The sequence below is a fragment of the Sulfitobacter sediminis genome, assembly GCF_040811725.1.
Classification (GTDB): Bacteria; Pseudomonadota; Alphaproteobacteria; order Rhodobacterales; family Rhodobacteraceae; genus Sulfitobacter; species Sulfitobacter sediminis.
Map to the genome: position 1 here is coordinate 66,368 of NZ_JBFNXX010000008.1, position 25,790 is coordinate 92,157.

General features: G+C 54.4%; 23 protein-coding genes and 4 pseudogenes. 11 read left to right on the forward strand and 16 right to left on the reverse strand.

Annotation, left to right across the window (positions count from 1 at the left end; genetic code table 11):
• Positions 1 to 122: 122 nt before the first annotated feature.
• From glmS to AB2B41_RS12155, 12 genes and pseudogenes are all read right to left on the reverse strand, one after another.
• Entirely contained in the window at positions 123 to 1,949 is a 1,827-nt protein-coding gene (glmS, locus tag AB2B41_RS12100) for a glutamine--fructose-6-phosphate transaminase (isomerizing) (RefSeq protein ID WP_367878058.1), read from the reverse strand.
• Positions 1,950 to 2,199: 250 nt separating this feature from the next.
• On the reverse strand, positions 2,200 to 2,877 hold the full coding sequence (locus AB2B41_RS12105) for a sugar transferase (RefSeq protein ID WP_367878059.1): 678 nt from the start codon (positions 2,875 to 2,877) through the stop codon (positions 2,200 to 2,202).
• Positions 2,878 to 3,535: 658 nt separating this feature from the next.
• Positions 3,536 to 4,354 carry a CpsD/CapB family tyrosine-protein kinase gene (locus tag AB2B41_RS12110; protein WP_367878060.1) on the reverse strand — a complete coding sequence of 273 codons (819 nt, stop codon included), beginning with the start codon at positions 4,352 to 4,354 and terminating at the stop codon, positions 3,536 to 3,538.
• Positions 4,355 to 4,379: 25 nt separating this feature from the next.
• A complete protein-coding gene (locus AB2B41_RS12115) occupies positions 4,380 to 5,924 on the reverse strand; it encodes a GumC family protein (protein WP_367878061.1) in 1,545 nt (514 codons plus the stop codon).
• The gene (locus AB2B41_RS12120; protein ID WP_367878062.1) at positions 5,921 to 6,802 is read right to left on the reverse strand and encodes an ExeA family protein; all 882 of its coding nucleotides are present in this window, start codon (positions 6,800 to 6,802) and stop codon (positions 5,921 to 5,923) included. The genes AB2B41_RS12115 and AB2B41_RS12120 overlap by 4 nt, the downstream gene beginning before the upstream one ends.
• Before the next feature lie 456 nt (positions 6,803 to 7,258).
• Positions 7,259 to 8,276 (reverse strand): annotated as a pseudogene (locus AB2B41_RS12125) (IS5 family transposase).
• A 594-nt stretch (positions 8,277 to 8,870) separates the two neighbouring features.
• Positions 8,871 to 9,869, reverse strand: a complete 999-nt coding sequence (locus tag AB2B41_RS12130) for a glycosyltransferase family 2 protein (RefSeq protein WP_367878063.1) — start codon at positions 9,867 to 9,869, stop codon at positions 8,871 to 8,873.
• Positions 9,866 to 10,657 carry an amidohydrolase family protein gene (locus AB2B41_RS12135; protein WP_367878064.1) on the reverse strand — a complete coding sequence of 264 codons (792 nt, stop codon included), beginning with the start codon at positions 10,655 to 10,657 and terminating at the stop codon, positions 9,866 to 9,868. The genes AB2B41_RS12130 and AB2B41_RS12135 overlap by 4 nt, the downstream gene beginning before the upstream one ends.
• Positions 10,650 to 11,837 carry an ATP-grasp domain-containing protein gene (locus AB2B41_RS12140; protein WP_367878065.1) on the reverse strand — a complete coding sequence of 396 codons (1,188 nt, stop codon included), beginning with the start codon at positions 11,835 to 11,837 and terminating at the stop codon, positions 10,650 to 10,652. The genes AB2B41_RS12135 and AB2B41_RS12140 overlap by 8 nt, the downstream gene beginning before the upstream one ends.
• 135 nt (positions 11,838 to 11,972) lie before the next feature.
• Positions 11,973 to 13,011, reverse strand: a pseudogene (locus AB2B41_RS12145) (IS5 family transposase).
• Positions 13,012 to 13,126: 115 nt separating this feature from the next.
• A complete protein-coding gene (locus AB2B41_RS12150) occupies positions 13,127 to 13,453 on the reverse strand; it encodes a GtrA family protein (protein ID WP_367878066.1) in 327 nt (108 codons plus the stop codon).
• On the reverse strand, positions 13,450 to 14,289 hold the full coding sequence (locus AB2B41_RS12155) for a class I SAM-dependent methyltransferase (RefSeq protein WP_367878067.1): 840 nt from the start codon (positions 14,287 to 14,289) through the stop codon (positions 13,450 to 13,452). The genes AB2B41_RS12150 and AB2B41_RS12155 overlap by 4 nt, the downstream gene beginning before the upstream one ends.
• A 386-nt stretch (positions 14,290 to 14,675) precedes the next feature.
• Here AB2B41_RS12155 and AB2B41_RS12160 point away from each other — a divergent pair, with 386 nt between their 5' ends.
• From AB2B41_RS12160 to AB2B41_RS12190, 7 genes and pseudogenes are all read left to right on the forward strand, one after another.
• A complete protein-coding gene (locus AB2B41_RS12160) occupies positions 14,676 to 16,511 on the forward strand; it encodes a hypothetical protein (protein WP_367878068.1) in 1,836 nt (611 codons plus the stop codon).
• A 374-nt stretch (positions 16,512 to 16,885) separates the two neighbouring features.
• Entirely contained in the window at positions 16,886 to 18,028 is a 1,143-nt protein-coding gene (gene rffA / locus AB2B41_RS12165) for a dTDP-4-amino-4,6-dideoxygalactose transaminase (RefSeq protein ID WP_367878069.1), read from the forward strand.
• Positions 18,025 to 18,378, forward strand: a pseudogene (locus AB2B41_RS12170) (glycosyltransferase); the annotation flags it as partial. The gene rffA and the pseudogene AB2B41_RS12170, both read left to right, overlap by 4 nt.
• A 167-nt stretch (positions 18,379 to 18,545) precedes the next feature.
• Entirely contained in the window at positions 18,546 to 18,713 is a 168-nt protein-coding gene (locus AB2B41_RS12175) for a hypothetical protein (RefSeq protein WP_367878182.1), read from the forward strand.
• A complete protein-coding gene (locus AB2B41_RS12180) occupies positions 18,710 to 19,015 on the forward strand; it encodes a hypothetical protein (protein WP_367878183.1) in 306 nt (101 codons plus the stop codon). The genes AB2B41_RS12175 and AB2B41_RS12180 overlap by 4 nt, the downstream gene beginning before the upstream one ends.
• 4 nt (positions 19,016 to 19,019) lie before the next feature.
• Positions 19,020 to 19,385, forward strand: a complete 366-nt coding sequence (locus AB2B41_RS12185) for a GtrA family protein (protein ID WP_367878070.1) — start codon at positions 19,020 to 19,022, stop codon at positions 19,383 to 19,385.
• A 10-nt stretch (positions 19,386 to 19,395) separates the two neighbouring features.
• Positions 19,396 to 20,133 carry a GNAT family N-acetyltransferase gene (locus AB2B41_RS12190; RefSeq protein ID WP_367878071.1) on the forward strand — a complete coding sequence of 246 codons (738 nt, stop codon included), beginning with the start codon at positions 19,396 to 19,398 and terminating at the stop codon, positions 20,131 to 20,133.
• A 96-nt stretch (positions 20,134 to 20,229) separates the two neighbouring features.
• On the opposite strand, the gene AB2B41_RS12195 is transcribed toward AB2B41_RS12190, so the two are convergent.
• Positions 20,230 to 20,514: a transposase gene (locus AB2B41_RS12195; protein ID WP_367878179.1), complete on the reverse strand. Its 285-nt coding sequence runs from the start codon at positions 20,512 to 20,514 to the stop codon at positions 20,230 to 20,232.
• Positions 20,515 to 20,727: 213 nt separating this feature from the next.
• Here AB2B41_RS12195 and AB2B41_RS12200 point away from each other — a divergent pair, with 213 nt between their 5' ends.
• From AB2B41_RS12200 to AB2B41_RS12210, 3 genes and pseudogenes are all read left to right on the forward strand, one after another.
• A complete protein-coding gene (locus tag AB2B41_RS12200; RefSeq protein ID WP_367878072.1) occupies positions 20,728 to 21,645 on the forward strand; it encodes an NAD-dependent epimerase/dehydratase family protein in 918 nt (305 codons plus the stop codon).
• Positions 21,646 to 21,912: 267 nt separating this feature from the next.
• Positions 21,913 to 22,047: a hypothetical protein gene (locus tag AB2B41_RS12205; protein ID WP_367878073.1), complete on the forward strand. Its 135-nt coding sequence runs from the start codon at positions 21,913 to 21,915 to the stop codon at positions 22,045 to 22,047.
• Positions 22,048 to 22,126: 79 nt separating this feature from the next.
• A pseudogene (locus tag AB2B41_RS12210) lies at positions 22,127 to 22,315 on the forward strand (transposase); the annotation flags it as partial.
• Between the two features lie 54 nt (positions 22,316 to 22,369).
• Here AB2B41_RS12210 and AB2B41_RS12215 read toward each other — a convergent pair.
• The 3 genes from AB2B41_RS12215 to AB2B41_RS12225 all read right to left on the reverse strand — a co-directional run bounded on the left by AB2B41_RS12215 (position 22,370) and on the right by AB2B41_RS12225 (position 24,368).
• Complete coding sequence (locus AB2B41_RS12215) at positions 22,370 to 22,729, reverse strand: hypothetical protein (protein ID WP_367878074.1); 360 nt, start codon at positions 22,727 to 22,729, stop codon at positions 22,370 to 22,372.
• A 124-nt stretch (positions 22,730 to 22,853) separates the two neighbouring features.
• Positions 22,854 to 23,204: a helix-turn-helix transcriptional regulator gene (locus AB2B41_RS12220; RefSeq protein WP_367878075.1), complete on the reverse strand. Its 351-nt coding sequence runs from the start codon at positions 23,202 to 23,204 to the stop codon at positions 22,854 to 22,856.
• 636 nt (positions 23,205 to 23,840) lie between these two features.
• Positions 23,841 to 24,368 carry a DUF3768 domain-containing protein gene (locus AB2B41_RS12225; protein WP_367878076.1) on the reverse strand — a complete coding sequence of 176 codons (528 nt, stop codon included), beginning with the start codon at positions 24,366 to 24,368 and terminating at the stop codon, positions 23,841 to 23,843.
• Positions 24,369 to 24,645: 277 nt separating this feature from the next.
• Between AB2B41_RS12225 and AB2B41_RS12230 the strand changes: the two genes are divergently transcribed.
• Positions 24,646 to 25,731: a type IV secretory system conjugative DNA transfer family protein gene (locus tag AB2B41_RS12230; protein ID WP_367878077.1), complete on the forward strand. Its 1,086-nt coding sequence runs from the start codon at positions 24,646 to 24,648 to the stop codon at positions 25,729 to 25,731.
• The last annotated feature ends 59 nt before the right edge of the window (positions 25,732 to 25,790 follow it).

Below are 25,790 nucleotides of genomic sequence, written 5' to 3' on the forward strand. Positions count from 1 at the left end.
AGAACACGATTCGTCCAACATTTCCAGATAATTGCACCACTCATTGGCTTGAATTTCGAAACTGTCTGTTTCACGTCTCAAATGCGGATCACAAGTCCGATTTGAAGACCTACTATTCCAACTCACTCAACCGTCACAGACTTCGCAAGGTTGCGTGGCTGATCCACATCCGTGCCTTTGGCGCGTGCGGCCTCATAGGCCAGCAGTTGCAAAACAACCGCATTGACGAAGGGCTCAACAAGGTCCGAGCATTGGGGCGTTCGAATGCCCTGATCCGCCGACTCCACACCTGTCCCGATCCTAATGACGCACGCACCGCGCGCCACAACCTCGGCCGCGTTTGACGCCGTCTTCTCAGAAAGAGCGCCCGCCCCATCAAACACGACCACCGGCATTTTTTGATCCACAAGCGCAATCGGGCCATGCTTCAGTTCCCCTGCGGCATAGCCATCCGCGTGCACATAGGTGATCTCCTTGAACTTCAACGCGGCTTCAAGGGCGATAGGGTATTGAATGCCACGTCCAAGAAAGAGCACATGCGCACTTTGGATCAGGTGACGCGCGACTCGTTCGATGTCATCGCGCACCGCCAGGGTCTCCGATATCAATCGCGGTAAGGTGACAAGCTCGCCAATTCGAGCGGCAAGGTCCTCCGACGAAATAACCCCGCGATCACAGCCCGCCTTTAAGGCCAATGCCAGTAAGGCCAACACCTGCCCCGTGAAGGCCTTGGTTGAAGCTACACCAATTTCAGGTCCGGCCTCGATGGTGAGAACCGTATCAGCCTCGCGCGCAATTGTACTCGTTGGCACGTTTACAACCGCCAGCGTCGCTGAGACATGCTCTCTCACATCTTTGAGCGCAGCCAACGTATCCGCAGTCTCGCCTGATTGGCTAACAACAATGGCGATTTCGTTCGCGCCATGCACGCGTGGCCGATACCGATATTCACTGGCAATTTCGATCTCAACCGGGACCTTGGCAAAGTCCTCAATCCAGTACCTCGCGACATGGCTCGCGTAGTGCGCCGTTCCGCAGGCCACAATCACAATCCGCTGAGCTGCAGAAAAATCGACGTTCGCGGCAATGTCATCCTTAACCTTGCCACCGTCGAGATCAAACAGATGACGGAGCAACCGCCCAAGACTGTCTGGCTGTTCGTAGATTTCCTTGAGCATAAAATGCTCATGTGGACCCTTGTCGACGAGCCATTCATCCTTAGGAACAGTGACGATGTCCCGCGACACCTCCACACCGGATCGATCAAAAATTTGCACCCGATCCGGGCGGAGGAACGCCCAATCGCCATCTTCCAGATAGCTGACATGCGTCGTCCAGTCGGTCATCGCCAGCGCGTCGGAACCGACGTACATCTCTGCAGTACCATCGTTGGCCAATTTGCCGTAACCAATGGCCAGAGGACTGCCATTGCGCGCAACGAACATGAGGTCGGGGTGGCCATCAAACAGAACGGCAATTGCGTAACTGCCTCGGATCCGCTTTAGCAGCGCCTGGCAAGCGGCGTGGAGATCGTCAGATGAGCGAACCAGACGGTCAAGAACATGCGCGAGGACTTCGGTATCTGTCTCTGAGGTGAAGGCCACACCTTCAGCTTCTAAAGCCTGACGCAGCTCAATGTAGTTTTCAATGATACCGTTATGAACCAGCGTGACATCACCGGCCCGGTGGGGGTGCGCGTTTCCTTGCGTCGCAGCGCCATGTGTCGCCCACCGCGTATGACCGATCCCAACACGTCCTTTCGGTTTCCCCTGATGCACCTCACCCCGCAGGTTGTCGAGCTTTCCAGCCGCGCGCAATACCTTCACACGCGACCGCTCCATAACGCCAATGCCAGCACTATCATAGCCACGATATTCAAGCCGCGCGAGCCCTTCGAGTAGGCGGTTCGCAACGTCACTTTGACCCAATATTCCGACAATGCCACACATCGTTACTTTCCTTCGAAAATACTAAAGTTTCACGTTACGGTGTTTTCAAATCACACCTGAACTTATGGCCATGTTTCGCAAACGCTTCGCACCCATTGATCTGACCCTTTAGCCATGGCAAAGCGCTCGTGTGCCCAGGAGATAAGAAACTTCGACTGTTAGATTGCGCCTCTTAAATGGTCGCTGAGGCAATACATGTGGGTACGTCAAACATTAATCATGGGATGAATGAAACGGTCAGAGACATGGATCAACGTTGCCCAAATCCAGAGAAAACGACTCTGATTGTCGAAACGATGATATACAACTCCAGTTTGATACTGCGGTGTCTGATATAGAAACTATCATAATGTGCCTTTCGCTTTACCCCACCAGAGGTATCCGCATAGCCACCACGCACCTGGGCCAGCCCAGTGATGCCTGGTCGCACGGCGTAACGCATCCGATAACGAGGAATGCGCCCGATGTATTCCGTTGCATGCGCATAGGCGTCAGGACGAGGGCCAACAAGGCTCATGTCGCCCGTGAAAATGTTCAGGATATTCGGCAGCTCGTCGATCTTCGTTCGGCGTAGCAGGCGACCAAGCCGCGTAATACGGTGTTCCTCGAGCGGTGCGTTCGCAGCACGTACAGTCCCACCGTTTTCGATCATCGTGCGGAATTTCCACATCTTGAACGGTTCACCTGCCCGCCCCATCCTCATCTGACGATAAAAGAGGGGACCGGGGTTCCAGATTTGGTTAGCAAAAAATATCAAGAGAGAAACTAAGAGCAAGATCGGCAAAGCGAGGACGGCAAAGACGACGTCAATCATGCGCTTGGCTATCAAAAAAACGATTCCGCCATTTGGGGAAACTGAAGTCTGAATGCGATCAGGCCTTACTGCGGCAAAAGGTCCGCCGTAGGTCACAAGTGTTTCATGTTTCAAAATCTTGACCTCAGGAAGCCGACTTACAGGGCCGCTCTGACGCTACCTCATGCCCGGAAACGTGGATCATCTCCAAGACTTTTTTTTGTCATTATTAAGGCAAGCAGATCAACTAACGCTAAGGAATTCAAGTAAAATTTCTATTGTGCGTTAAAAGGTCGCCGTTTTGAGCTCCATTGTTTCTGCACAGTGAACAATAAGGCGGCGTACAATCTTTTGGAGCTAAGACAACGAACACTTCCCGCCGGTCTGCCAAACGAATCTCTGTCTGATACCCTGTAGCGCTTTTCAAGCCGTCTCTAGCGAGGTCGTGGGTGTTGCTGAACGCGTCCTCTCAAGTGCCGATCAGTCTTGCCACATGACAAACTCATAGGAGCAGTCGGTGGCAGGCATGCCGTAAGCAGCGCCAACCGTGGTGCATGCCGATATTAATTCCATATCCACGCCCGACTGATCGAGCCCTGGCGAATGGGTATTCCTCTCTCCGTAGCAAAGAGTGCCGATACCCGTACAAATCTGGGCGCCTCATCTGGCAGGCCAGCGTAAACCGCTTCACCAATCTGCGCTCGAACGTCCATCCAACTTCGTCAGTACTATGCGAAGCTGAGGCCTGAAGAGCTGAAAAAGCGTATCCGAGTGTTTTCTACACACCAACGACCTATGCCGTCTGAAACGCCCGTTTGTCGTGACGATACGCGTTCAAGACCACGCCAAGCACATTGGTATGCTCAGCAACCTCTCTTTGACAGGTCTCGAATTGCCCATAATGCGTTGTATCCGCACGCACGACGATCAAAGCACAGTCTGCGTTCTTGAGAAACGCCCGGGTGTCATCATTTACCAGCACCGACGGAAGGTCGAATATCATCACATTGGGCTCGTAGGCAGCTTGGATCCCATCCAACCGCTCGGCGGTTTCCTCTGCCAGCAGTATACGGGTCGGATCAGGCTCAGAATGTTGCGCCATCGATACGGCAACGTTATCTCCGAAGCGGAAGGCCTGCTCGTCGAAACGGACGGCGCCAGCCAACATCTCGCTTATCCCGTATGCTGGCCGAGTTTCGAAAAAGTCTTGCACCGACGGATCGCGCAAATCAAAATCAAAGAGCATTGAACGGAGATCGCGCTGTCGGCCAAGCCCCAAAGCAAGGTTACAGGCCATCGTCGTCTTGCCGGAGCTCGGCATGGGCGAAGTTATTGCCAGCCGCGTCCACCCCTTCTGCCGCATTTGCAGAACGACCTTGGTGCGTAGGATATCGAACGGCGTAGCCTCCTTCCGAGCTGATTGTGTCACGACGCGGTGTTTGACCAGTATCTTGTCCTGAACCTCAAAGGGGCTCAGCGCTTGCCAGCGCTCGGAGAGACTGTCCGGCGCTTTTTCATCGATACTTGGCGCTACCGCCTCTGTCTCTGAGGAGATGGCGCGCTCACTACGGGCCTTTCGGGCTTGTTCAAGCGCGGCTTGCAGTTTTTCCATTCGGCTTTCAATACTCCAAAAGTCTCTAGCCAAGACCGAGCTTGGACAGCCCCCTTTGCACGATCAACTCAAGCGGCTGATAATAAGAATCGACGTACCAGAGCGCAAGCGGCACGCCAACAAGAACAGCCAGCGTTGCCATAATGAGTGCACTGCGACGTATCAATCGCGCAAAAGGGGATTCCATGTAGGGTATCGTGACAATAGGCACCACATTATACCGATCAACAAGTTCAGAAGGCCTTCGGATACTCCGGTTCATGAACTCTAGCAGAACAAAGTACCCTACAGCCAATCCGATGCCAGAAATAATGCCAACGGCAGCGATCGCAAGCCGGTTCGGCCCACTAGGTATCTGCGGCACACTCGCGTTCTCAACAACACTGATCCGCTCTCCCTGAGCCGTAGCTTCTATCCGTTCGCTCATCCGTGCGGAATTCAGGTTGGCCACCGCATTGTCGTACCGCGATTGGGTGATCGCGAGATCACGTTCTAATTCAGCTAGCTGGAACGAATTTGCCGTACTTTGGGATATGCTTGTTTGAAGCTCTTCGAGTTCCGCCGCTGTCTCGTCAATCTGGCTTTGCAGCGCATCAATTCTGTTGTCGGCCTCTTCAATAGCCAACTCTAACAAGATTTGTTCTTCGGCGCCCACTTCCACACCCGCAATTTGATCGCGTTCAGAAGTCTGCGCTGCAACGATGGCCTCCAGTTGTTCGATCCGGTCCTTTAGTCGAATAACCCGGGGGTTACTCTCGCTATAGGTCTCCGTCAGGCGATCAAGCTCTGCTTTGATGACCAGGAGTTCCTGTTCGGTCGCGCTGCTCGGTGTCACTGATGGCCGTCGGCTCACCGCAAACCGCGCCTCGATATTCCCACGTTGCTGGCGGGCCAAAGCAAGCTCGCGTGCCAAACGCTCCCGGCGTTCCTGCAAAAGACTCGCACGCTGCAAACGGAAATTTCTGTCTTGGGGCAGAGCGTCGGCATTCTCAGTCTTGAAACGCGTTATTTCCACAGTCTGACGTGTCAGCTCTTCGTCCAACCGATCGACCTCTTGCTGAAAAAAGTCTAACGTGTTCTCGGCCCGCGAGACCCGAAACCTTGCATTTTCATCTAAGACCAGTGTGACATACTCATTGACCACATTCGCAACGATCCGTGGAGCCCGCCCCTTGAATTCGATCGTCATCATCGTGGCACCGCTACGCCCTCCGCTCCTGCGGCGAATTGTTGTTGCCTCGCGCATGCGCTCATACACCCTATCGGGTTCCATCTCACGAATGTTCTCGAACACGTCGAAACGGTTGGCGATGTCGATCAAGTTTGCACGGGTTAACAACCTCTGCTCGATGACCGCGAGCTGTTCCTCCGCGCCAGTTTGAACGGTTGTTGGAATCATGCTGCTGGGAATCTGCGGCGCCTCGTGCAAAAGGCGCGCGGAGGTCGAAAAAGTATCAGGCAAATTCAGAGCGGTGACAAGGCCAAGCCCTGAAAACAACAGCACAAATAGAATCATCACCGGGAGGCGGCGCAGGACCAAGGCCCTGTAGAAGACGAGGTCGAAATTCATTCTGCAGCCTCTCCGGAACCGTCGATCGGGTTGGTCAGGACGTGCGGTTCGCGATAAGGCTTCAGGATGAGCCCGTCTCGTATCAATTCCTTTATGATGCCGATCTCCACGGTCGTTTCTCCTGCGCTGGACGCATAAACAAGGGCGAGGTCGCACAGCTTATTTATCATGCGCGGGATACCCTCTGCTTCCTCGTGAATGTGGCAGATGGCTGCATGGGTAAATTCCTTGCCTGTACCGCCCGCATGTTTTAGTCGATGATGGACATAATTGAGCGTTGAGCCCAAATCCATTGGTTCAAGGTGATATGTCGACGTGACGCGCTGAGCGACCTGACGCAGTTCCGGTCGGCGGATTAGATCGCGCAACTCAGGTTGGCCAACGAGAACAATCTGCAGAAGCTCGTCTTTACCAGAATTGATGTTGGTAAGCATGCGCAACTCATCTAGCGTTTCGACCCCGAGGTTCTGTGCTTCGTCCACGATCAATACCACATGTCCGCCCGCAGCGTATTCGGCCAATACAAAATCCTGGAAGCGTTGAAACAAGGTCACATAGTCCGCGCTCGCAGGCGCAGCGACATCAAATGCACCCAAGACCCAACGTAACAAGTCGCCTCGGTCTCCGCGCGCGTTCGAAATCAGGCCGACAATTTGATCATCATCAATGGTACGCAACAGTTCCTGGATGAGCGTGGTCTTACCCGTGCCAACCTCACCAGTGACAACTGTGAGCGGGGCCCGGGTCATAAGACCGTACTCTAGGACTGAAAGGGCGCGGGTGTGTACCTTGGACCAGAACAAGAACTCCGGGTCGGGCGACAAGGAGAACGGTCGCTCGCGGAAGCCAAAATGCTCATTGTAAAGGGCAGTACCCATGCTTCACTCACTTGGCCCGAACGAGGTTCAGGTCATCAATCTCAGTTCAAGGTTATATGGCTACCAATGATGCTATGTGCAAGTTAAGGCGAAATCTGGGAAATCTCGGGATTGTGCACCATATCGGCCCACGTGCCTTCTCAAACCCAGTGCAAACTGGCCCTTGCAGGGCTTGCAGTGCAACTGAATTGTAAACCGCTAGAAGCCGGTACCCTTGCCTCTTCTTTACACAATTCGAGCAGAGCGCGCCTTAGGGAAAGGGTGACTGTATTGGCTGTGGCGCCCCCATATGCGGAGGCTTGGCTCCAAAGGAATGCTTGCTCGGTCGGCCTCGTTTCCAACAGGCTGCTGAAGAAGTCCGCTTGTTGGAATGATTTTCGTTCTCGACGACTGTCTGGGGCCGGCGTCTGGTCCTGCGGTGTAGAAGATGTGTGTATCTGAGGCGGCTTCCCTTCGTCATGCGGTCAGCAGCCTGGGCAACCGCGCGAGGTTGTTGGCGATCATCGTCAGGATGAAGCGAGAGCGCACCCGTTCGAGGCCGCGATAGACGGTATGTTGCATGCTACAACGGTTTTGGTCCAGCCAAAAGCCTCCTCGATCCGTTTGCGGTTCCGTTGTGACCTAGCGTGGCCGTCGTGTCGGGTGGTGCGGCCGTCGATCGCTGAATATCTCGATTTCCGGGCGACATGTGTGTGTGGGGGGGGGGGACGCAGGCCTGGCGCAGGTCAATAACGAACTCGGCGGCGTCAAAACCCTGTCTGCGCCCAGCGTCAGTTGCCAGGTCGCCCTGCACGATCAGGCCGGAACGGTTCTCCATCAGCGCATGCCCCATGAAGCGCATCATGGCTCCTGTGCCGGGGGACTTCTTGTAAAGGCGCGCATCCTGGTCGGCGGTCGAGGCATGGGTGGCGTTCGAGCGTATCTCGCATCGGAAGTCGACTTCTGCATTGCGGCTCTGGCAGGTTGCCCGGGTGGTCGTCAGGCGACGCGCTTCCCGCCCTCAGCTGGAAACTCTTCATCGAGGCCCAGGCCTTTACCAGCGTGCCATCGACCGAGAAGTGCTCGTCCGACAGCAGCGGTGCGACCGAACGATGCGCAAAGATCGCCAACATCACCTTGCGCGACATCTCAGTCGTCAGCAGCCGGTCGCGGTTCTTCGTGAACACGGTGGGAACCCAGACCGGTTCCTCGATCCCTAGGCTGACAAACCAGCGGAACATCAGGTTGTAATCCATCTGCTCCATCAACTGCCGTTCTGAGCGGACAAAGAACAGAATTTGCAGCAGGCTCGCCCGGATCAGCCGTTCCGGCGGGAACGAGGGACGGCCAAATCGGTATTAAGCGCCTCAATCTCGGCATCGAGACTGGTAAGCACATCATTCACCACCTGTCCGATCTTCCGTAGCGGATTTCGCGGCGGGATGCGATCTTCCAGATCGACATAGCTGACGCTCGCCTCGTCCGTCCCGCGCATCATCACCCGCCGCAGTTACCCTCCCAAAAACGCTTTGCCCAGTAGGTTCTCTTTAGCAGAAGGAAGACACCCAGATGATACGAGCCTCTATCGCAGCCCTTGTCATGATACTGTCTTGCACGATGGCGCAGACGCAGACTTGCGGTGACTTATGCAATGAGGACTGGTGTAAACCGCGACATAGGCTGAGATGGAGGTGGCTATTGCTTCTGCAGACGTTGGTGCGCGGGACGAGGAGGACGCTACGCCGCTGTTCTTGACGGCAGCATTTGGAACGCCTGAAAGCGTGATGGTTCTGCTCGATGCCGGGGCTGACGGCTCATTGCGTGATAAGGGCGGACAGAAGGCCTTTGACCACGCTTAGCACAACGACAAGCTGAAAGGCACCGACGAGTATTGGCGGCTGGACGACGCGCGCTTCATGTGACGGCTGATTCGACAATTACAAAGCAAGGTGTGCCTAAAAGGCGCCCGACGTCAGCGCAAGTACTTGGCGGTGTTGTCCGTGACCAATGCGCGCACAGCGCCTTGTTTGAGAAGAAGGTGCCACGAAGCCTTAACAGTCCTACCCTAAGAGATTCCAGGGCACTCGGCCTATGCGTCAATATCCGGCTCCTGAATTTTCTGCGCTGCAACAAATGTCCGGGCGACAGGACGGCCTCTGCGTTGACGGACGATGTACTGCGGCTTGCGGTTCATATTCAGATGTAGCCGACCAAGGTATTCTCCAATGATACCCAACGCAAGCATCTGCGCTCCACCCACAACTAGGATAACTATCACGATCGTGGCAAATCCAGGCACGACGATCTGAGCAACGGCATATTGCACCAAATAGAAAACTGCTCCCATTAATCCGAGGAGCGCAATAAGCACCCCCATCACCGAGACAAGCTGCAGCGGCATGATCGAGAAATTAGTAAACACGTTGAGTGCAAGTAAGAGTAAGGTCTTTACGCTATACCCTGAGCGACCGACCTCCCGCGCCGCATGCTTGACCCGAACCGCGCCGATGCGTGTTGTACACCAGTTCAGCAGCCCATCGATATAGGTATAGTTAAGCTGATAATTCAAAAGCTCCGGCAATAATTCTGACCGTAATGCCCGGAAAGAATTGGGTGAAATATCAGTCTGGAAAATATAGCGATAGAAAGCCTGAACTGTGCGTGAGCCAAAATTGCGCCAACCTGCGTGATATCTCTTGCCGTATTGGGCATAGATCACGTCATACTGGCTATTCTCCAACGCGCCGACCAGCTTGGTGATCTCTTCAGGTGGATTTTGCAAGTCATCATCCATCGTCACGACGATGCTACCACGCACTTCGCCAAAGCCACACATTATGGCATTGTGCTGACCGAAATTGCGCCTCAACTGCACCGCCACGACATTCGCAGGATGGTGGATGGCAAGGTTCTCAAGAACTTCCCACGAACCATCTGAACTGCCGTCATCGACAAAAATAATCTCTCCGCTTTTACCCATCTGCGCCAAAACCGCCAGAATGCGTTCAGTTAATGGCTCCAGCGTGGCTTCGGAGTTGTAGACAGGAACAACGACGGAAATATCAACAGAGGAAGCAGTCGTGTTCATGAGAAAAGTTCTGCAAGATTATCATGGCGAATACGGTTAAGCTTATCTTCTGGCAGGCCGTCAGTAATACTTTCAAACATTTCGATCATCTCTTGCTGAGTATATTCGGGAAAGTCCGAACCAACTGTTACGCGCTGGTCGAGATTCTCACAGACAAAGCGCATATCCTTTTCCAGCGAGCTGCCTCCGTAACGCAAGAGGGTAAATGAAAGATCAAGAATCAAATGGGCATGCATCCGTACAATTTCAAAGACCTGCAACATTTCTGAGGCGCCTCCGTGGAGCAAGACTACCTGCGTCCCCGGACACGCGAGTGCAATCCGGTCGATAATGTCCGCCGCTGGCGCCGTTGCATGTCGCCGCTGCCTGAAGAGTGTGTCGAGAAAAACCACCATTCCTACTGCGCCCGCTGCTTGAATGGCCGCCAGTGCCCGCGGGTCAAGTGGATGATATTCATTTAGTCGCGAATGCAACTTTAGCCCCTGAAAGCCTTGCTCAGCTAAAGCATAGACCGCTCTAGTAGCTGCTTGAGGATCCTCAGCTCTGCCAGGATTCATTGACCCAATGGGCACAAAGCGGTCGGGATAGCCCTGCCAAAACTGATAGACGTCGGCGCTCTCAGCGAAATCGGCGATTGCCACTAGGCAAGCGCGTCTGACCTCTGCTTTGTCCATTTCCTGCAGGAGCCGTTTGATACTGGCATCATATCTGTCACCGCCAAGCCAAAGCCCGTCGGATGTTGCGTGAACAAGGGAGTCAAAATATTCCACGAGGTCATACTCAAACAATCATTGGTGTGACTTCAAGCTGTATTTCATTGGCAAGGCGCCGCGCAGCTTTTTCTGCTGCGCTACCGGTGGGTCCGCTTGTAATTACATGACCTACTCGATCTGTTGCATCTCTTAGCGGCCTAATTTGATCTCCTTTTGTTACATACAAATCCGCTTCGATGCAGTCAGGATCAGTCAGCACTTTCTCCAAACCCGTGGCGTTGCGAACATAGCCAGCGGGCGGACAGATAAACCGACTGGCAGCGCCCCTTGCAAATCGCGGGCGCAGATCAGGTACCTGCCCTAATGCAATAGCGATGGCAGCGCGCATCATATCTATTCCAGTGGATAATGGCGTAAGGTGCGAGGCAATAAATCCACCGCCCATGCGAGCGGCTGCTTCTATGATCATCGGGCCCGAGGCAGTCAAACGGATCTCGGTATGACCTGGAGCATCATCCACTCCCAATAGCCGGAGTCCGCGTACCGCTTCATCTGCCAAGGCAGAATAGTCGGCAGGCGAAATTTTGCTGGGCTGGCAATGAGCCAATTCTACGCAATAAGGCGGGCCTGAGGTTTCCTTCTCGGTCACCGCCAGAACCGTTGTTTCACCTCCTGCGGTGATGGTTTCAACGGAGAATTCAGGACCCTCGATGTACGCTTCCAGAATGGCGCGCCCATTTCTGGATAAACCCGCCGCTCTGGCAAAGGCCCGTTGGACCAGATCGCCCGCCGTTTGATTTGGGAATATCGTAATCCCCCGACCCCCGGAACTGACTGACGGTTTGATCACTACGCCTGCTTCAATTTCCCGAAACGCTCTAATCGCATCTGCCGTCGTGCTAATTTCGTAGTGCAGGTGTCCTCCAATGGCTCGGCGCATAGCAGCCTTATCGATGGTGCAGTAGACAGAATCAGGTTGCGGACCGGGCAGTCCGAGACCGTCGCAGATCTGCGCCAGTACAGACATTGGGTAGTCTGCTCCCAAGGTGACGACGCCACTGATCCGATGTTGCTTTGCAAGCTCAATACAGGCATCAGCATCCGCAAGATCACATGTGTGGGCTGCATGGGCCAAAGTATGACCGGGTGACTGTGGGTCCGGATCAACTGACACAACCGTAAAACCGTCTTCCAGCGCGGTGCGGATCAGGGGTAGCTGCGCCATTCGCGCACCAAGGATCATCAGCGTTGTCATATCTCAAACTTTAGGCCACTGCGGCATAATCGATCTCATCTGGGCTTGCACTATCCTCGGTTACACAGGCAGCGAGGATTCCAAACCGGAACGTTTCCAAAACGTTACGTTCAATCAGAATGTCCGCTTTCCTTTTCACCAAACCGCGGCCTTGTTGCACAAATCGGCTGAGGGCCGGACTTCCCCTTTTCCCGGACGGACCGAGCCTACGTGCTCTGTGATAGGTTTGCCAAGGGCGGTGTAGCCGTTCAGCATGGCGATGCGGACCTGCAACTCGGCGACCTGGCAATCGAAGTCGCGTGCCATCACGGAGTGGCCAACCAGCGTGATGCAATTCATCTTGCTCTCAGCGCGGCTCCGGCGGTGGTAGCCAGACCATAGTCGCCAGAGGGCGCGGCCGAGGTATCTGACGGCGCGCAGGGTCTCGTTCCTAGTCAGCGCGTCCGGGCTCGTAGGCTTCCAGGGTTTGGCGTTCTTGCAGGGCGGGATGACAGCGGCGGCGTTTCGAGCTGCGATGGCTTCGTGGCACTTTCGTGTGTCGTAGGCGCCGTCAGCGGTGACGCTACAGATCTCCTGATCAGGCGGAATCTGGTCCAATAACTCTGACAACATGGGCGCTTCACCAATGTTGCTACTCGTGATCTCGACCGCCCGAACTTCCAGTGTTTCCTCGTCGATGCCGATGTGTATTTTGCGCCAGATACTGCGTTTCGCGCCACTATGCTCGCGGGCGTTCCATTCACCTTCGCCTTTGGCCTTGATGCCTGTACTGTCCGCTGCCCGGCAGTGCATCGCGAAGCGATGTCACGAGAGGGGATGAGCAGGTTCAGTGGACCCTTGCTGCCGCGATAGGGGATGCTGACGTTCAGCGTTCGTTGACGGCAACACAAAGGACTGATGTTCGGCACTATCCAGTCTAAGCCGACAAGCTTCAGCAGGCTTTGCAAGGACCCCGTCGTTTGCCTCAACGGCATGCCAAAGAGCGCCTTCATCGTTAGACAGGTCTGGATCGCCGTTTCGCTGAAACTCGGTTGTCGGCCACGCTTGCCAGCCGGGGTGGTCGCCATGTCATTCCTGGATCAAACCAGATCGAAAGCGATCCGCGACGTTTCAACGCTTCATTGTAAGCCGACCAGTTCGTGGTCTTGTACTTCGTAGGGACCCAACTGCTCATACCTCCCAGCTATCATACTGGATTCATGCAGTGAATCCTCCAGCCGATTTGTACAACAACCCCCCAAACCGCAGGAGTTCGGGACTCGAATAGATCACAACAGCCGCCAAGCCGGTCACGACAATCTCGGCAAGCGAGGGATGCAGAAATACAGAAAGCACGTACATCGAAAGCAAAGCAACCCAAAGACCTGAACCATAAACCAGCAGGTATCGCGGCAAATCCTGACCGTGGTGACACTGGTTGCCGAAGGTCCAACTACGGAACTACGGTTCGCAAGATAGGTGGCCGAAACCACAACGACAAATGAGGTGCCCGAGGCTGGCACCGGCGGCATGCCAATATTAAGAAGTATCAGAAACAGACCATATCCCACCAAATTTGCTACCAGCCCCACAGTAATATAGCGCATAATGCGGATTTGCATTACTGCGCCTCTCATAACTCCGCCGCCCTGCTAAGCGTAAACTGCATATAAGGAAGATGGTTCTGTACGAAGCGGAGCCTCAAAAGAAAATTGAGCAATCCTGTTCGCGAGAGTGCCCGCGCCGGGAAAACCAGCCATTTCTGCCGCTGCCGAAATGCCGGATCGGTATCTAACCGCTCGATCATCTCGTGGATGATTTCGGGGTTTACTTTCAAATTAAGTCCCACCGATGGCGCAGCACTACGGACTTGGGCAAGAGTCACAAAATTAAGGCTTCGATAAAGACCTGTACTTTCGTTCTCGCTCTCAAAACGCGCAATCCGCTTTCGGAATAGTGCACCGGTGATCCGCTTATTCACAACAACCGGCAATTTAAAGTGCGATTCGTATGGAAAGCCGTAGTTTGGACATAGGACCACACAACTTCCGCCAGGTGCGAGAGAACGAGCAACGAAACTCAAGAAATCCCGCCAGTCTGGTAAGTGCTCGAAAACGTTGACCAGAAAGATCAAATCCCACTCTCGCTTAGTGGGGAAGCTCTCATAGCCACCGAGATAAATATCCATCTCGGCCTGCTCAGACTGCATCTTGCTCACGAAGTCGTCGAAGAAAGCAAAGCCGTCGCTCATCGGCTCGATTCCCTTAATCGTGAGCTTTGGGAAACGAGCGGTGATCTCTGCCAACACAATGCAGGGACCTGAGCCCACTTCCAGTACTCGCCCACCCTCTGGCAAGTTGTCGAGCAGCGGTAGTATTCGCCGCAAGCCAAATTGAGCCTCTTCGAGATAAGTATCCCCTTTCGGTATCCCGCGAATATAGTTGCGGACAGTCTCTGAGACCCTGGATCGCATAGCTTCTCCTCTACAATTGCTTCGCCTCTACGATAATGCGTGGTCACATCTTCACTTGCAAGAAAACACGCCCGACATAGGTTCCATGCATGCCAAGCGTCACGACGATTAGGACGAACATGAACCAAGCTGGCAAGATCGTACTTCACCAGCCTGGGAGGCTTTGATGATGTGACCGTCCTCATTTGTGGATCATCCCAGACCCACCTTGGCATATCGATGCCGTCGGGGGCGGTTACATCATCAAAGCTATGCGGGAACGCTCTGCTCTGGCTCAAGCCAAACTCTTTCGACAGTGCTCTTGCAAGTCGTGAAGAACCAGAGCAAGTTCAATTTGGAACTTTCAATAAGCCACCATACTACCGTCCCGAATCTGGTAATTAGAAATGTTAGATAAACTTACCTCAACGCAGACCTCTTGCTTTTTCGCAGTGGTATTTTTTTTCAGTATCCAGATTTCATATGCTGTTCTAGTTTTTCAACAGTTTCGCATTTTGGACGTATTATTTATCTCTTCGATTTTCCTTTTACTCCTCACTTCGTTAACAATCTTGATGATAATCAGCCAACCGAAAGTGTCCGTCTCAAAAGAAAAGGGCAATCATATAGCTCCGGCTATTTTTCTGACGCTTCTGCTGGTTCTCTTGGCGAATTCAACAAGCGATCAATTCCTTAAATACTATCCCACCTTTCCAATGCTGCAAGCTGACATTGGGCGTGGATGGCATCAAGACTCAGCATACCATGTTTCAATTATCCAAAGCATCCTGAGAACAGGGTTCCCAAGTATATCACAGCATGAAGACCCACTAATCATTTATCATGTCCTGAGCCACTATATTGATGCAACGATGCTTGGATTAACTAGTTTGGAGCCTTGGGATAGCTACGGCTTACTGTTCCACCTAAAAGAGACCCTGGTTTTATCGTTACTTCTGGTTTTCTTCGCTGTGGCTGCCGAGAATCTGAAGCCTTTGCTGCTTTTTTCCTTGGTGATCTTATTTCTGCCAGCGGTCATCGGGAGTTGGCACTTGATTGGCTCACAAGGAGAATGGTTTGCCACAGTACTGACAATTGCAATCTCTCCTGTTATTTTCGGCATTATTTCAGATCGAATTCCGATTTCGCCAATCAACTTGGGACTGCTTTTGATCGCAATTCCTCTCATAGCGATGGCCAAGGTAAGTGCTGGATTCTGCGTGGCGCTTATCTTATCAATATCACTTATATTGATAAAGCCGAAATCAGCTTCAATTTATTTTGTAATTTTCTCCTGGGCATTATTCTTCGTCACTTATTCAAGCTTTTTCGCAGTTGCAGAGACAAGGTCACAATCTACTTTATGGTTAGTAAAGTATATACTTGCTGGCGCTGATGGGTTCTCCAAAACAGCATTCTCGCTCATAATGATATCATTTTTAATTAGTTATCTCTCTGGCAGACGCAAGAACCAAATCGTCTTCGCATCCGGAATTTTGTCTTTGCTGATCTTGATCATTGTTTTCCTGATACACGATAAGCTTTTGCGGCCTGATTTAAACGCATTCTTGCGCGGGTTTAATTTGTTTTTCTTGTTGCTGGTGATTCAGAGCGTTTGTTCGCTTTTCCTGGACAAGGTCTCAATACCTGATACGAAAGAAATTGGAACAAAATTCATTGCGTTTATTTGCGTTTTCTTGCTGGCAGGCGCTTTGATCTTACCTCGCGTCAACCTGTGGAACCCAAACCTAAATTTTGTTGCCCGGCTGGCTCTTCTCCATCCAAATGAAGCAGTTCTACCCGCGAATCTTGGTTACAAGGAGACATCAATTCTTTCAGTGAACCGTTTCAGTGAACATAGCGTTTTTGATTTCCATTCTGATCAACCATTCAGTCATCTAAGGCGTTCGGTACGAGAGGTGTTGGCTTTTAACAACCTAACTGAAAGCGATGTTTTACTATTTATCCCTCGTGAAGTGTACACTGGAGAATTTCGGCGTTTGTTTGATCCAGATAGCAAACTAAGCTTTTCGTACGGTCTAGTTACTTCTGCTATTATTGGTATCCCTCTCTTGCATGGCATCGAGGCTATACGAGGAAGGTATGGCCTTTCGGATTATGAGCCTTCTGCCGAGTGGACATCATTAGAAGAGTTTTTTCGCGATGATGTCTGCAGATTCGGAAAAAGTGTCCTTGTTGTCACTGTCATTGATCCAGCAAAGATTGACTTTTATCCATGTTGAACCGTCTAACATCAACGCCCATGGGGCCAAATGTGACCCGTCACGGCCTATTAGCAAATGTATCTGTCAGATCCTGGATGCCGTCAGGAGGGGGCATTCACGCCATCAACAGAGCCCTGACTGGTGATACAGTTGACAGACCACATTCAGCGAAGTCACTAGCCTGAAGCGCGAAGCCCTTGATCTGATGCAGGTTGTGGCAGAGTAAACTCTGGGGATTGCGCCTTCTATGTATCGTCCTTGATGGCTAAGGACTGCTCTTCTATGGGCAGACCGCTGATGATACGCAACAACCTGAACAGCCCGTTTTTTATTTTTTCTTCTACATATATCGAGTAGTTGTGAATTGGCGTAGGGCTGGAGGAATGGTAAATATGTCGAGCTTGCAAGTTCCATTTAACAAGCCAAGCCTTGTCGGAAACGAGATTAAATACATGCGCGATGCGGTACGGCGCGGGCAGTTGGCCGGGGATGGCACCTACACCGAGCGCTGCTGCAATCTTCTCAAAGCGCAGCTTGAGGCCCCTAGCGTTCTGCTGACACATTCATGCACCGCGGCTCTTGAAATGGCGGCAATGCTTTGTGACCTCGGGCCGGGGGACGAGGTCATTATGCCGTCCTTCACCTTCGTCTCGACGGCAAATGCGGTTGTCCTGCGGGGAGCCACACCAGTTTTTGTAGATATTGATGCTTCGACACTTTGCATGGACCCAGACGCGGCTGCGGCGGCCATCACAGCAAATACGCGGGCTATCTTTGCCGTCCACTATGCGGGGTTTCCTGCAGATATTAAGCGTCTCGCGGCGCTTGCTAAGACCAACGATTTGTTCTTGATCGAAGACGCGGCTCAAGCTCTAGGATCAACCTATCAAGGCAAGCAGGCAGGAACCTTCGGCGACGCTGCGACGTTCAGTTTTCACGAGACCAAGAACGTCATTAGTGGCGAAGGGGGCGCACTGGTCATTAACCGGCCCGAGTGGGTGGAGCGTGCCGAGATCATTCGCGAAAAAGGCACCAACCGATCACAATTCTTTCGCGGCGCGGTCGATAAATACACATGGGTGGACGCGGGCTCATCCTACCTGCCGGGTGAGTTGATCGCGGCCTTCTTGCTCGCTCAGATCGAGACACAGGATGCTATCCGGAAGCGCAGGCTGTCTGTATTTGATACCTATTTCGAGGCTTTTGAAATACTAGCGGAGGAAAGGCAGATCACCATTCCCAAAACGCCCCCGAATTGTGTGGGCAATGGGCATATGTTCTACCTCTTGATGGACTCGCTAGGCACTCGGACCGAGTTCATCAAATTCATGAAGCAGCGTGGCGTGATAACCCCGTTCCACTATGTACCCCTTCATAGCTCGCCCGCGGGGCAGAGGTTCGGACGCAAATCCGGAGACTTAAGCGTCACGGACAGGATATCTGCTACTCTGGTGCGTTTGCCGATGTTCTTTGATCTTGGTGGCGATGTGGAAACGGTAATCGAGATCGCGACCGAGGCGCTCAAGAACAAATGACAACCACCTTTCAAGCGGACAGGGATGCAAGGATACCGATAATCAGCGTCGTATCTACAGTACATGGGAGTCGTAGCGCGCTGACCGCGCTGGCAAAATGCGTGGAAGAGACTTTCCAGCATGAAGGAATCGAATGGGAGCTGGTCCTCGTTGATTATCGCGGCCCGGATCAACCTTGGCCTGTGATAAAAGAGCACCCAACACGGAGTCCTCGTATTCGTGCCATCCGACTGGCGCGAAACCACAGGCAGCATCTAGCGATCTGGGCTGGACTTGAGGCTACTCGCGGGGATTTCATCGCAGTAATCAACTGCCACCTGCAGGATGATCCCAGCTTCATTCCGAACCTTTATCACGAGGCGCTTGTGGACCTGTCGACGCTGTCATCGTCCCCAAGGGAACGTGGATGGATTCAAGGTTCCGGCGCATGGCCTCCAGGTCGTTCTAGGCGCTCATTAAATGGCTGTCCCGGGTCAAAAACAAAAATATCGGCAACTTCGGCAACTATAGCCGCCGGATGGTCAACACGTCGCTGCTCTTTACAGAGCAAGAAATCTTTCTGCCGATCATGGTCAGCCTCACAGGCGATCCGACGAAGAAACTTCAAATCGATTGGGATGGGCGTCACGAAGGCGCGAGCTCAAATATTTCCTGCGGCTCTTGCGTCTGGCGATTGCAATCGTGATCCGCTTCTCGGATTGGCCACTGAAACTCATCTTGCTTATTGGCGACGCGATTAGCAGCATGGCCGCCGCAATCTCACTTGTGTTGTTTATCATGTGGCTAGCTGGGACGTTCACGGTTCAGGGCTGGACGGGTACAATCCTGTCGATCTGGTTCTTCTCCGGGCTGATCCTGGCCACTCTGGAGAAACATGGATTTTGTCTGGGGCGTGTGTTTCGGGAGGTGCAGGGGCGCGCGAGCATCCTGATCCAAGAGACAACAGACCCTGAAAAGAGCGAACTATCAAGCGCACAAGGATTCTGATGATTTGATCTCGAAAAGTTTCTATCGCTACGGCCTTGTGGGCATCCTGTCGAACCTGGTAGTCTACGCCGTTTTCGTCTCTCTGATCCGGGGAGCGATGTCCCCGGTACAGGCCGCTGCGATATGCTACGGGCTCGGGCTTACCATCAGCTATTTTGCCAACCGGCGCTGGTCATTTGAGAGCACGGCCAGCCACCGCTCGGACCTGCTGCGCTTCTTGCTTGCTTATGGCGTGGGGTTGGTTGCCACGCTTATTTTCATCTCGGTGCTGACTCTGTTTCTACGGCCCGAGATCGCGCAAGTGATCAATATCGGCTTGACGGCTGTGGTGATCTACGTTGGATTGCGCGTCTTGCGGTTTGGGCACTGAGGGTCACGGGATGCCGATTGCATTCAATGAAATGGAAACCCGGCGCTTTGGGATCCGATGTGCACGTGTCGAAGATCCCCGGGCCCCACTTACAGAGATCAACGCGGCGGCACAGTCCCAGGAGATAGCCTTTTTGTCCGTGCGCGTGGCAACCGACGACATTGCAATTGTGCAGGCCCTGGAAGAGGACGGCTATCGGTTGATGGATACGCTTGTCTACTATGACGCGCCCCTGTCCACGCAACCTATCGAGCCACGGGCGCAAGACGACATCGAGATCCGGGCGGCCGCGCCACAGAACGCCGACTGTGTTGGCAAGGTCGCTGCAGCGGCCTTTTCAGGCTTCTTCGGTCATTACCACGCCGACACCCGGCTGTCTCAAGATGCCTGTGATGCGATCTACGTGGACTGGGCAAAAAATTGCGTCATGATGCAAACCCGAGGGCTCCCGGTGCTTGTTGCCCAGACCTCAGGAAAGATTGTCGGCTTCCTGGCCGCGCGTCAGTGTGAGGGGACCTGCGCCAATATTACCTTAAATGCCATATCGCCCCCGATGCAGGGGCGGGGTATTTATGGAGCGCTTCTTGATGGCGCACTGCAGATCATGGCGGCTAAAGGTTATCAGAAGGTAACGATTTCGACACAGATCAATAACATCGCAGTCCAACGCAGCTGGGGCAGACGCGGTTTCCGGCTGCAGCGGAGTTTCTATACACTGCATAAATGGATTGATGCACAAGATCCCTGATTGCAAGTTGGTGTTGCGGGAAAAGGTAAGAAAATGAAATGGATCGGATTCGGCGCAATTGTGCTGGCGCTTTCTTTGGCTTAAAGAATCTGACTTTTAACGTGACGCATATCCGGCAGCCTTGAAGTTGTTCCAGCACTGCTCCGGAGAGAAGAGGTCGCAGATTTTCGCGAGCGCGTTGAACATGTCGCTAAATGTTCTCGCGTCTATCCTGCGCAGGTGCGCTTTAAGCTTGGAGAAGACCATCTCGATCGGGTTCAAGTCGGGGCTGTATGGCGGCAAGAACAAGAAACAGCATCTGGCTTCGCGCATCGCTTTGGCGGCAGCGGCATTCTTGTTTGTGGCGAGATTGTCCAGGATGACGACGGTGCCCGGCTCCAGTACCCGTCTTTAAGGGCAGAAAGTATCGTTATGATGGACCAATGGACAATGTTGCACTAACAATCAAATCGAACCAACCGGCAGGAGCGTACCATTCGGCATTGCCCCAGTACGGCAAAGGGACCGCACCGCAGTCACCTGAGTCACTGGACAGACGCACTAGCGGCACAAGAGCCCCACCACCTGTAGCAAAGCGGAGAGGAGAAAACCGACATGCGTGCGGTCGTGCTAGGAGGCAACGGATTCATTGGATCCCACGTAGTCGATGCGCTGCTGGCCAATGGGCACAAGGTGACCGTCTTCGATCGGGCGATGGAGCGCTATCGTGATCCTCTGCCGGGGGTGGATTACATGCTGGGCGATTTCGCGGACAAAATGGCGCTGGCCGAAGCTCTGAACGGCAAGGATGTGGTGTTCCACCTGGTCAGCACAACCTTTCCCGGCACCGCCAACCTCGACCCCAAGGCCGATGTCACCAGCAACCTGATTGGTACGCTGTCTATGATCGAGACGATGACCTCGCTGGGGATCGGGCGGCTAGTCTACTTGTCATCGGGCGGCACGGTCTACGGCACTGCGCCGAGCCACCCCATCCCTGAAGACTACCCGCTGAACCCAATCAATTCCTATGGGATCGTCAAGGTGGCCATCGAACACTACCTTGAGATGTTCCGGGTCAACCACGGGCTGCAGCCGATCGCCATCCGCGCCGCCAACCCGTTCGGCCCGCGCCAGCGCCATACCGGGGTTCAGGGGGTGGTAGCCACCTTTATGCGCAAAGTGCGCGACGGTCAGCCGATCGAGATCTGGGGGGACGGGTGCGTGGTGCGGGATTTCCTTCACGTGGCCGACCTTGCTGCGCTTTGCGTGAAGGCAGCGCAAAGCGACTTCTGCGGCGCGGTTAATGTAGGTTCAGGGCAAGGGCGCTCGCTGCTGGAGCTGATTGAGGCGCTCTCGGACGTATCGGGCCAGCGCATCGCGCCCAATTTCAAGCCAGGTCGCAAGATCGACGTACCTTATTCGGTGCTCGACATCACTCGCGCAAGCAAAGTGCTGGGCTGGAAGCCCGCGACCGGGTTCCGTGACGGCCTGCGGGAAACGTGGGAATGGGTCCAGCAAAGCAGCGCGTGACAGCGCGCCCGAGCGCTATCTCCTGCCAAAGGGAAATCATCGTTTCCGCCGGGCCAACTCTAGAGCGTCCGACGCGAAACCTGAATCGTTTGGGATTCCCATAAGCGTTGATCTGTGGTTCATCCCATTTGGGAGGATGGATCATGTCAGCACCATTGCCGGATGCGCTGCGGGCGCGGTTTCAGAAGTTGGTTGAAGAAGGGTTAAGTGGGCGCGCGGCGGCGTTGCGCCTGAAGCTCTCACCGGCGACGGGCGCGCGATGGAGCCTTGCGATACGGCGAACTGGGCACGCTGGAGCCGCGCCTCACCGACGTCTTTCAGGCAATCGGAGCGATCTGCGATCTCTACGAACCCGCAGAGTGCCGGAACTACTTCAGGGCTGCCGGATATGCCGCAGGTTAAAACCGAAATTCTTTAGGGTCAGGATGCATTGATTTCCGGTGCGCTGCGTGATTCACGGCTTCGAAAACGGAGCGGTGACATGAGCGATCTTTACTGGCTGAGCGATTTGCAGATGGCCAAGCTGAAGCCTTTCTTTCCGAAGTCCCACGGCAAGCCACTTGTTGATTGCAGGCGTGTTCTTAGCGGGCTAACCCTAATTAATCGCAATGGGTTGCGTTGGCGTGATGCGCCCGGGGAGTCAGGGCCGCAAAAGACACGTTACAAACACTAGAAGCAGTGGAGCGAGAAAACCATCTTTGCCGACATGCTGGTCGGGTTGGGATCAAAAGTCCTGTATCCCATTTCCTTCACCAAGTGCCTTCAAGAGTCCAGCCTCCCGCATCAAGACAAGCGCTTCGAACAGAATAAGATTGTAGGGCTCGTTGCCCCAGATCGGGGGCTTAGCAGGCACCATCATCGCAAGGTCGGGGAACTGTCGGGCCAGGTCGGCAGCTTCCTCGTAGGCGTTCCGGAATGATTGTCGCCGTCGCACCAAGAGATTGATGATGGGAAGCTCCTGGCCGATGGCATCGAAACGCTTCAGGATATCAATCTGCAGACCGCGTTTCCGGCCCGGCGCATCAGGGTTTTCTGTGACCAACACATCTGGCGCAAACTCAGCGATCCAGTCTTTGAGCTTCAACCCGGCCTCCTCTGCGGACCCTGCGCCCTTCTCGGACGTGTCCCAAATCACCAGATCGCCATCATCAACAACGATGCACCCAAGGCGCCCGCTCCGCGCTGTCACAGCCAGCGACCGCTGGTTCCTATGCGCCATGGCTTGCGTCAGATTCCTCGCGTAATCGCCGTGCCAACCGTTCCAGGGTGCGTTGACGTGCCTGCTCGGCTGGCCAGCCTTTTGGTGCTTCCGGCATGCTGCCGAGCTGCTCTGTCAGCACCTTGCGCACGTCGCGCAAGAGGTCGGCATACAGACATTCAAAGCTGCGCCCATAAATCAGCGACAAGGAACAAAGCTCGCGCAAAGTCGGCAGTCGCTGACCGCGCTCAAGCTGGCTAATAACATTGTCGCTGGCACCGAGCAGGTGACCGCAATCGACCTGGGTCAGGCCAGCGCGTTTGCGGGCGACCTTGAGGTCAAAAGTAAACTCATCAAACATGGTAGTCTGGCTTATTGGATAATGGCCCCAGAGTACCGGACGGGGCATCTTCGCCGTACCACCAGCGATCTGGATTTCCTGAAAACGGGTTTTGCCGGAGGCACCGGGACAGGACCCCGCGCGAAGCCTTGGGGAGCGAAATGGCAAAGCCCGTTTCGCTTCTCCCGAGGTCCCGATCCCCGAAGTGACAGGTCGGCAAAACCCGTTTTCAATCCCATACGGGCCTTATGATCTCCGAATTCACGGCTCCGTGCCAGACCTGGTGAACCCTCTCACGGCCGCCCTGCCCCGGTATACAAAAAGCTCGCCGCGAAGGACGCACCAAATGCGCCACTCCGGCGCAGGACGCCGTCGTCGATGGCCTTAGCGCCAACATGAAGCATGCAGGGCACCAGAATATCTCCAGAATATTCAGGGAAGAGCTGATCTTATTCTAGCATGGCTCCTTTGCTAGAAGCCGCAGGACCTGGGGATAAGCCCGATCGGGACGGCTTGAACAATGCCAATCTCGACATCTGTTCCAAAGGCAACACCGCGGCTTCCGCAGAGGACGGAAAACATCTGCTCGAAGCTGGGCACAATGCCGGGAAGTGCTTGCGACAAGAAAAGACCCGCCACAAAGGGCGGGCCATTGGATCAGTATTCACTGGCCAGCATGATGGTCAGGACGCGGTGAGTGAGAGCGGGATTGGCTGCATCCGGTGAGTGGCGTTCAAGCTTCAAATCAAACGGGTCGATCTTCCAGAAAAGCTTCCGCCCCTCGAGCTCGATACTGCCAAAATCATGCTCTCCATGTGGATCGTTGTCCGTGGTGAAGTCATCGAACGCCATCACAGCTGCGGCGGCTTTGCGGACAAATGCCTCGCCGCAAGCCTGGACCCCAATGGTCACCACAACCGTTGCCTGGCCCCGCGCGCCCTGACGCATTGCGTCATTCAGGCGCGCGATCCGCCTCGTGCGAAACGCCTCATCAAGCTTCCAGGTCGGAACATTGGCCTCACCGCATCTTTCACAGATGAACTCATCGAACACCGTCTTCAGGATCCACTCCCGTGAGGTCATACTCCATTCTGCCCAGGCATCCCGGACGACCTGGGTCGAGCCACAGTTCCCGCAAGTGGGGAAGGCCCCAACCATCTCATACGTCTCAATATTCTCTGACATCTCTGTCTCCTTCCGCAGGGTGGCCGCCCGAAACATTTCGGACGCACCCCTCGAAAGGAGACGGGAACACGCCGACCTAAGTCTGCCTGTGTCGATTACATGTCACTACGCCCAGTCAGGCGCGTTTCCCACGGATGGGCCGCAGGGCGTAGCTGCATTCCAAGTGACCGGCGACACTCATAGGAAGATGCCCAATCCAAAACACATCACGACCCTTGGCCTGGCCCATAATCGCTATGGCGATTTCCGCTTTGGCCTTAGAGCGCCGGACCGACTGATGCATACCTACATCCTCGGCCAGACTGGCACCGGCAAATCGACCCTGCTGGCCAACATGGCCCGACAGGATGCGCATCAGGGCACAGGGTTTTGCCTGATCGATCCACACGGCGATCTCGCCGGTGAACTGGCCGCTGACCTGGAAGACCGAGCCCTCTATTGGGACGTCGCGGACCCCAGCAGTCCCTATGGCTACAATCCGTTGACTCGCACCAAACCAGCCCTGCGGCCCCTCGTAGCATCCGGCCTGATCGACACTTTCAAAAAACAATGGGCAGAGGCCTGGGGGGTGCGGATGGAACACCTGCTCCGCCAGGCGCTACTGGTGCTGCTGGACCAACCAAAGGCTGACCTCGGCGACATTCTCACCCTGTTTCTGGACCGGGGCTTTCGGGCGGAAGCGCTTTCCCGGGTCACAGACCCCCATCTGTTGCAGTTCTGGCAGAAAGAGTTTCCGGCCATGAACTACAAGACCGCCGCCGACGGTATTGCCCCAATTGCCAACAAGTTGGGGGCGTTCCTATCGCATCCGGTGGTGCGACAGGCAGTCTGCGACCCGACTGAGCCCCTCCGTCTGCGGCGGATCATGGATCAGGGTGAGCCAATGCTTATCAATCTGGCCCGCGGACGCCTTGGCTCAGATATCGCCAATGTCCTGGGCGGCCTCCTGGTCTCGAACCTGATCCATGCGGCCTTCACCCGAACCGATCTCCCCAGCGCAGACCGCCTGCCCTTCTTTCTCTATGTCGATGAGTTCCATAACTTCACCACGGACGCGCTCGCGGATCTCCTGTCAGAAACCCGCAAATATGGCCTTGGTGTCGTCCTGGCACAACAGCACACCACCCAAACCGCATCAGACGTCTTGAATGCGGTCTTTGGCAATGTCGGCACAATGATCGTGTTCCGGATTGGGGCTGCGGATGCACCAAGGCTGTCAGCTCAGCTTGGTGGCGTTGAGACACGCGACCTGATCCATCAACCCAATCACCGGGCCTTCATCCGCATGATGATCAACGGCGCCCCCTTCCGGGCATTCACGATGACCACATTGCCACCGGTCAATCCTTACACCCAAGAATGACCCCGTCTACGCGGTGGGCGGGTCCGCTGGTAGCCTCATCCTATGACCCCGACACCTGA

Excerpts from the sequence above, each read along its gene's own strand:
- glmS (WP_367878058.1), bottom strand. The coding sequence starts at position 1,949 with ATGTGTGGCATTGTCGGAATATTGGGTCAAAGTGACGTTGCGAACCGC.
- AB2B41_RS12110 (WP_367878060.1), bottom strand. The coding sequence starts at position 4,354 with ATGGAAAAACTGCAAGCCGCGCTTGAACAAGCCCGAAAGGCCCGTAGT.
- AB2B41_RS12115 (WP_367878061.1), bottom strand. The coding sequence starts at position 5,924 with ATGAATTTCGACCTCGTCTTCTACAGGGCCTTGGTCCTGCGCCGCCTC.
- AB2B41_RS12120 (WP_367878062.1), bottom strand. The coding sequence starts at position 6,802 with ATGGGTACTGCCCTTTACAATGAGCATTTTGGCTTCCGCGAGCGACCG.
- AB2B41_RS12130 (WP_367878063.1), bottom strand. The coding sequence starts at position 9,869 with ATGAACACGACTGCTTCCTCTGTTGATATTTCCGTCGTTGTTCCTGTC.
- AB2B41_RS12140 (WP_367878065.1), bottom strand. The coding sequence starts at position 11,837 with ATGACAACGCTGATGATCCTTGGTGCGCGAATGGCGCAGCTACCCCTG.
- AB2B41_RS12150 (WP_367878066.1), bottom strand. The coding sequence starts at position 13,453 with ATGAGAGGCGCAGTAATGCAAATCCGCATTATGCGCTATATTACTGTG.
- AB2B41_RS12155 (WP_367878067.1), bottom strand. The coding sequence starts at position 14,289 with ATGCGATCCAGGGTCTCAGAGACTGTCCGCAACTATATTCGCGGGATA.
- AB2B41_RS12160 (WP_367878068.1), top strand. The coding sequence starts at position 14,676 with ATGTTAGATAAACTTACCTCAACGCAGACCTCTTGCTTTTTCGCAGTG.
- rffA (WP_367878069.1), top strand. The coding sequence starts at position 16,886 with ATGTCGAGCTTGCAAGTTCCATTTAACAAGCCAAGCCTTGTCGGAAAC.
- AB2B41_RS12175 (WP_367878182.1), top strand. The coding sequence starts at position 18,546 with ATGGTCAACACGTCGCTGCTCTTTACAGAGCAAGAAATCTTTCTGCCG.
- AB2B41_RS12190 (WP_367878071.1), top strand. The coding sequence starts at position 19,396 with ATGCCGATTGCATTCAATGAAATGGAAACCCGGCGCTTTGGGATCCGA.
- AB2B41_RS12200 (WP_367878072.1), top strand. The coding sequence starts at position 20,728 with ATGCGTGCGGTCGTGCTAGGAGGCAACGGATTCATTGGATCCCACGTA.
- AB2B41_RS12220 (WP_367878075.1), bottom strand. The coding sequence starts at position 23,204 with ATGTTTGATGAGTTTACTTTTGACCTCAAGGTCGCCCGCAAACGCGCT.
- AB2B41_RS12225 (WP_367878076.1), bottom strand. The coding sequence starts at position 24,368 with ATGTCAGAGAATATTGAGACGTATGAGATGGTTGGGGCCTTCCCCACT.
- AB2B41_RS12230 (WP_367878077.1), top strand. The coding sequence starts at position 24,646 with ATGCATACCTACATCCTCGGCCAGACTGGCACCGGCAAATCGACCCTG.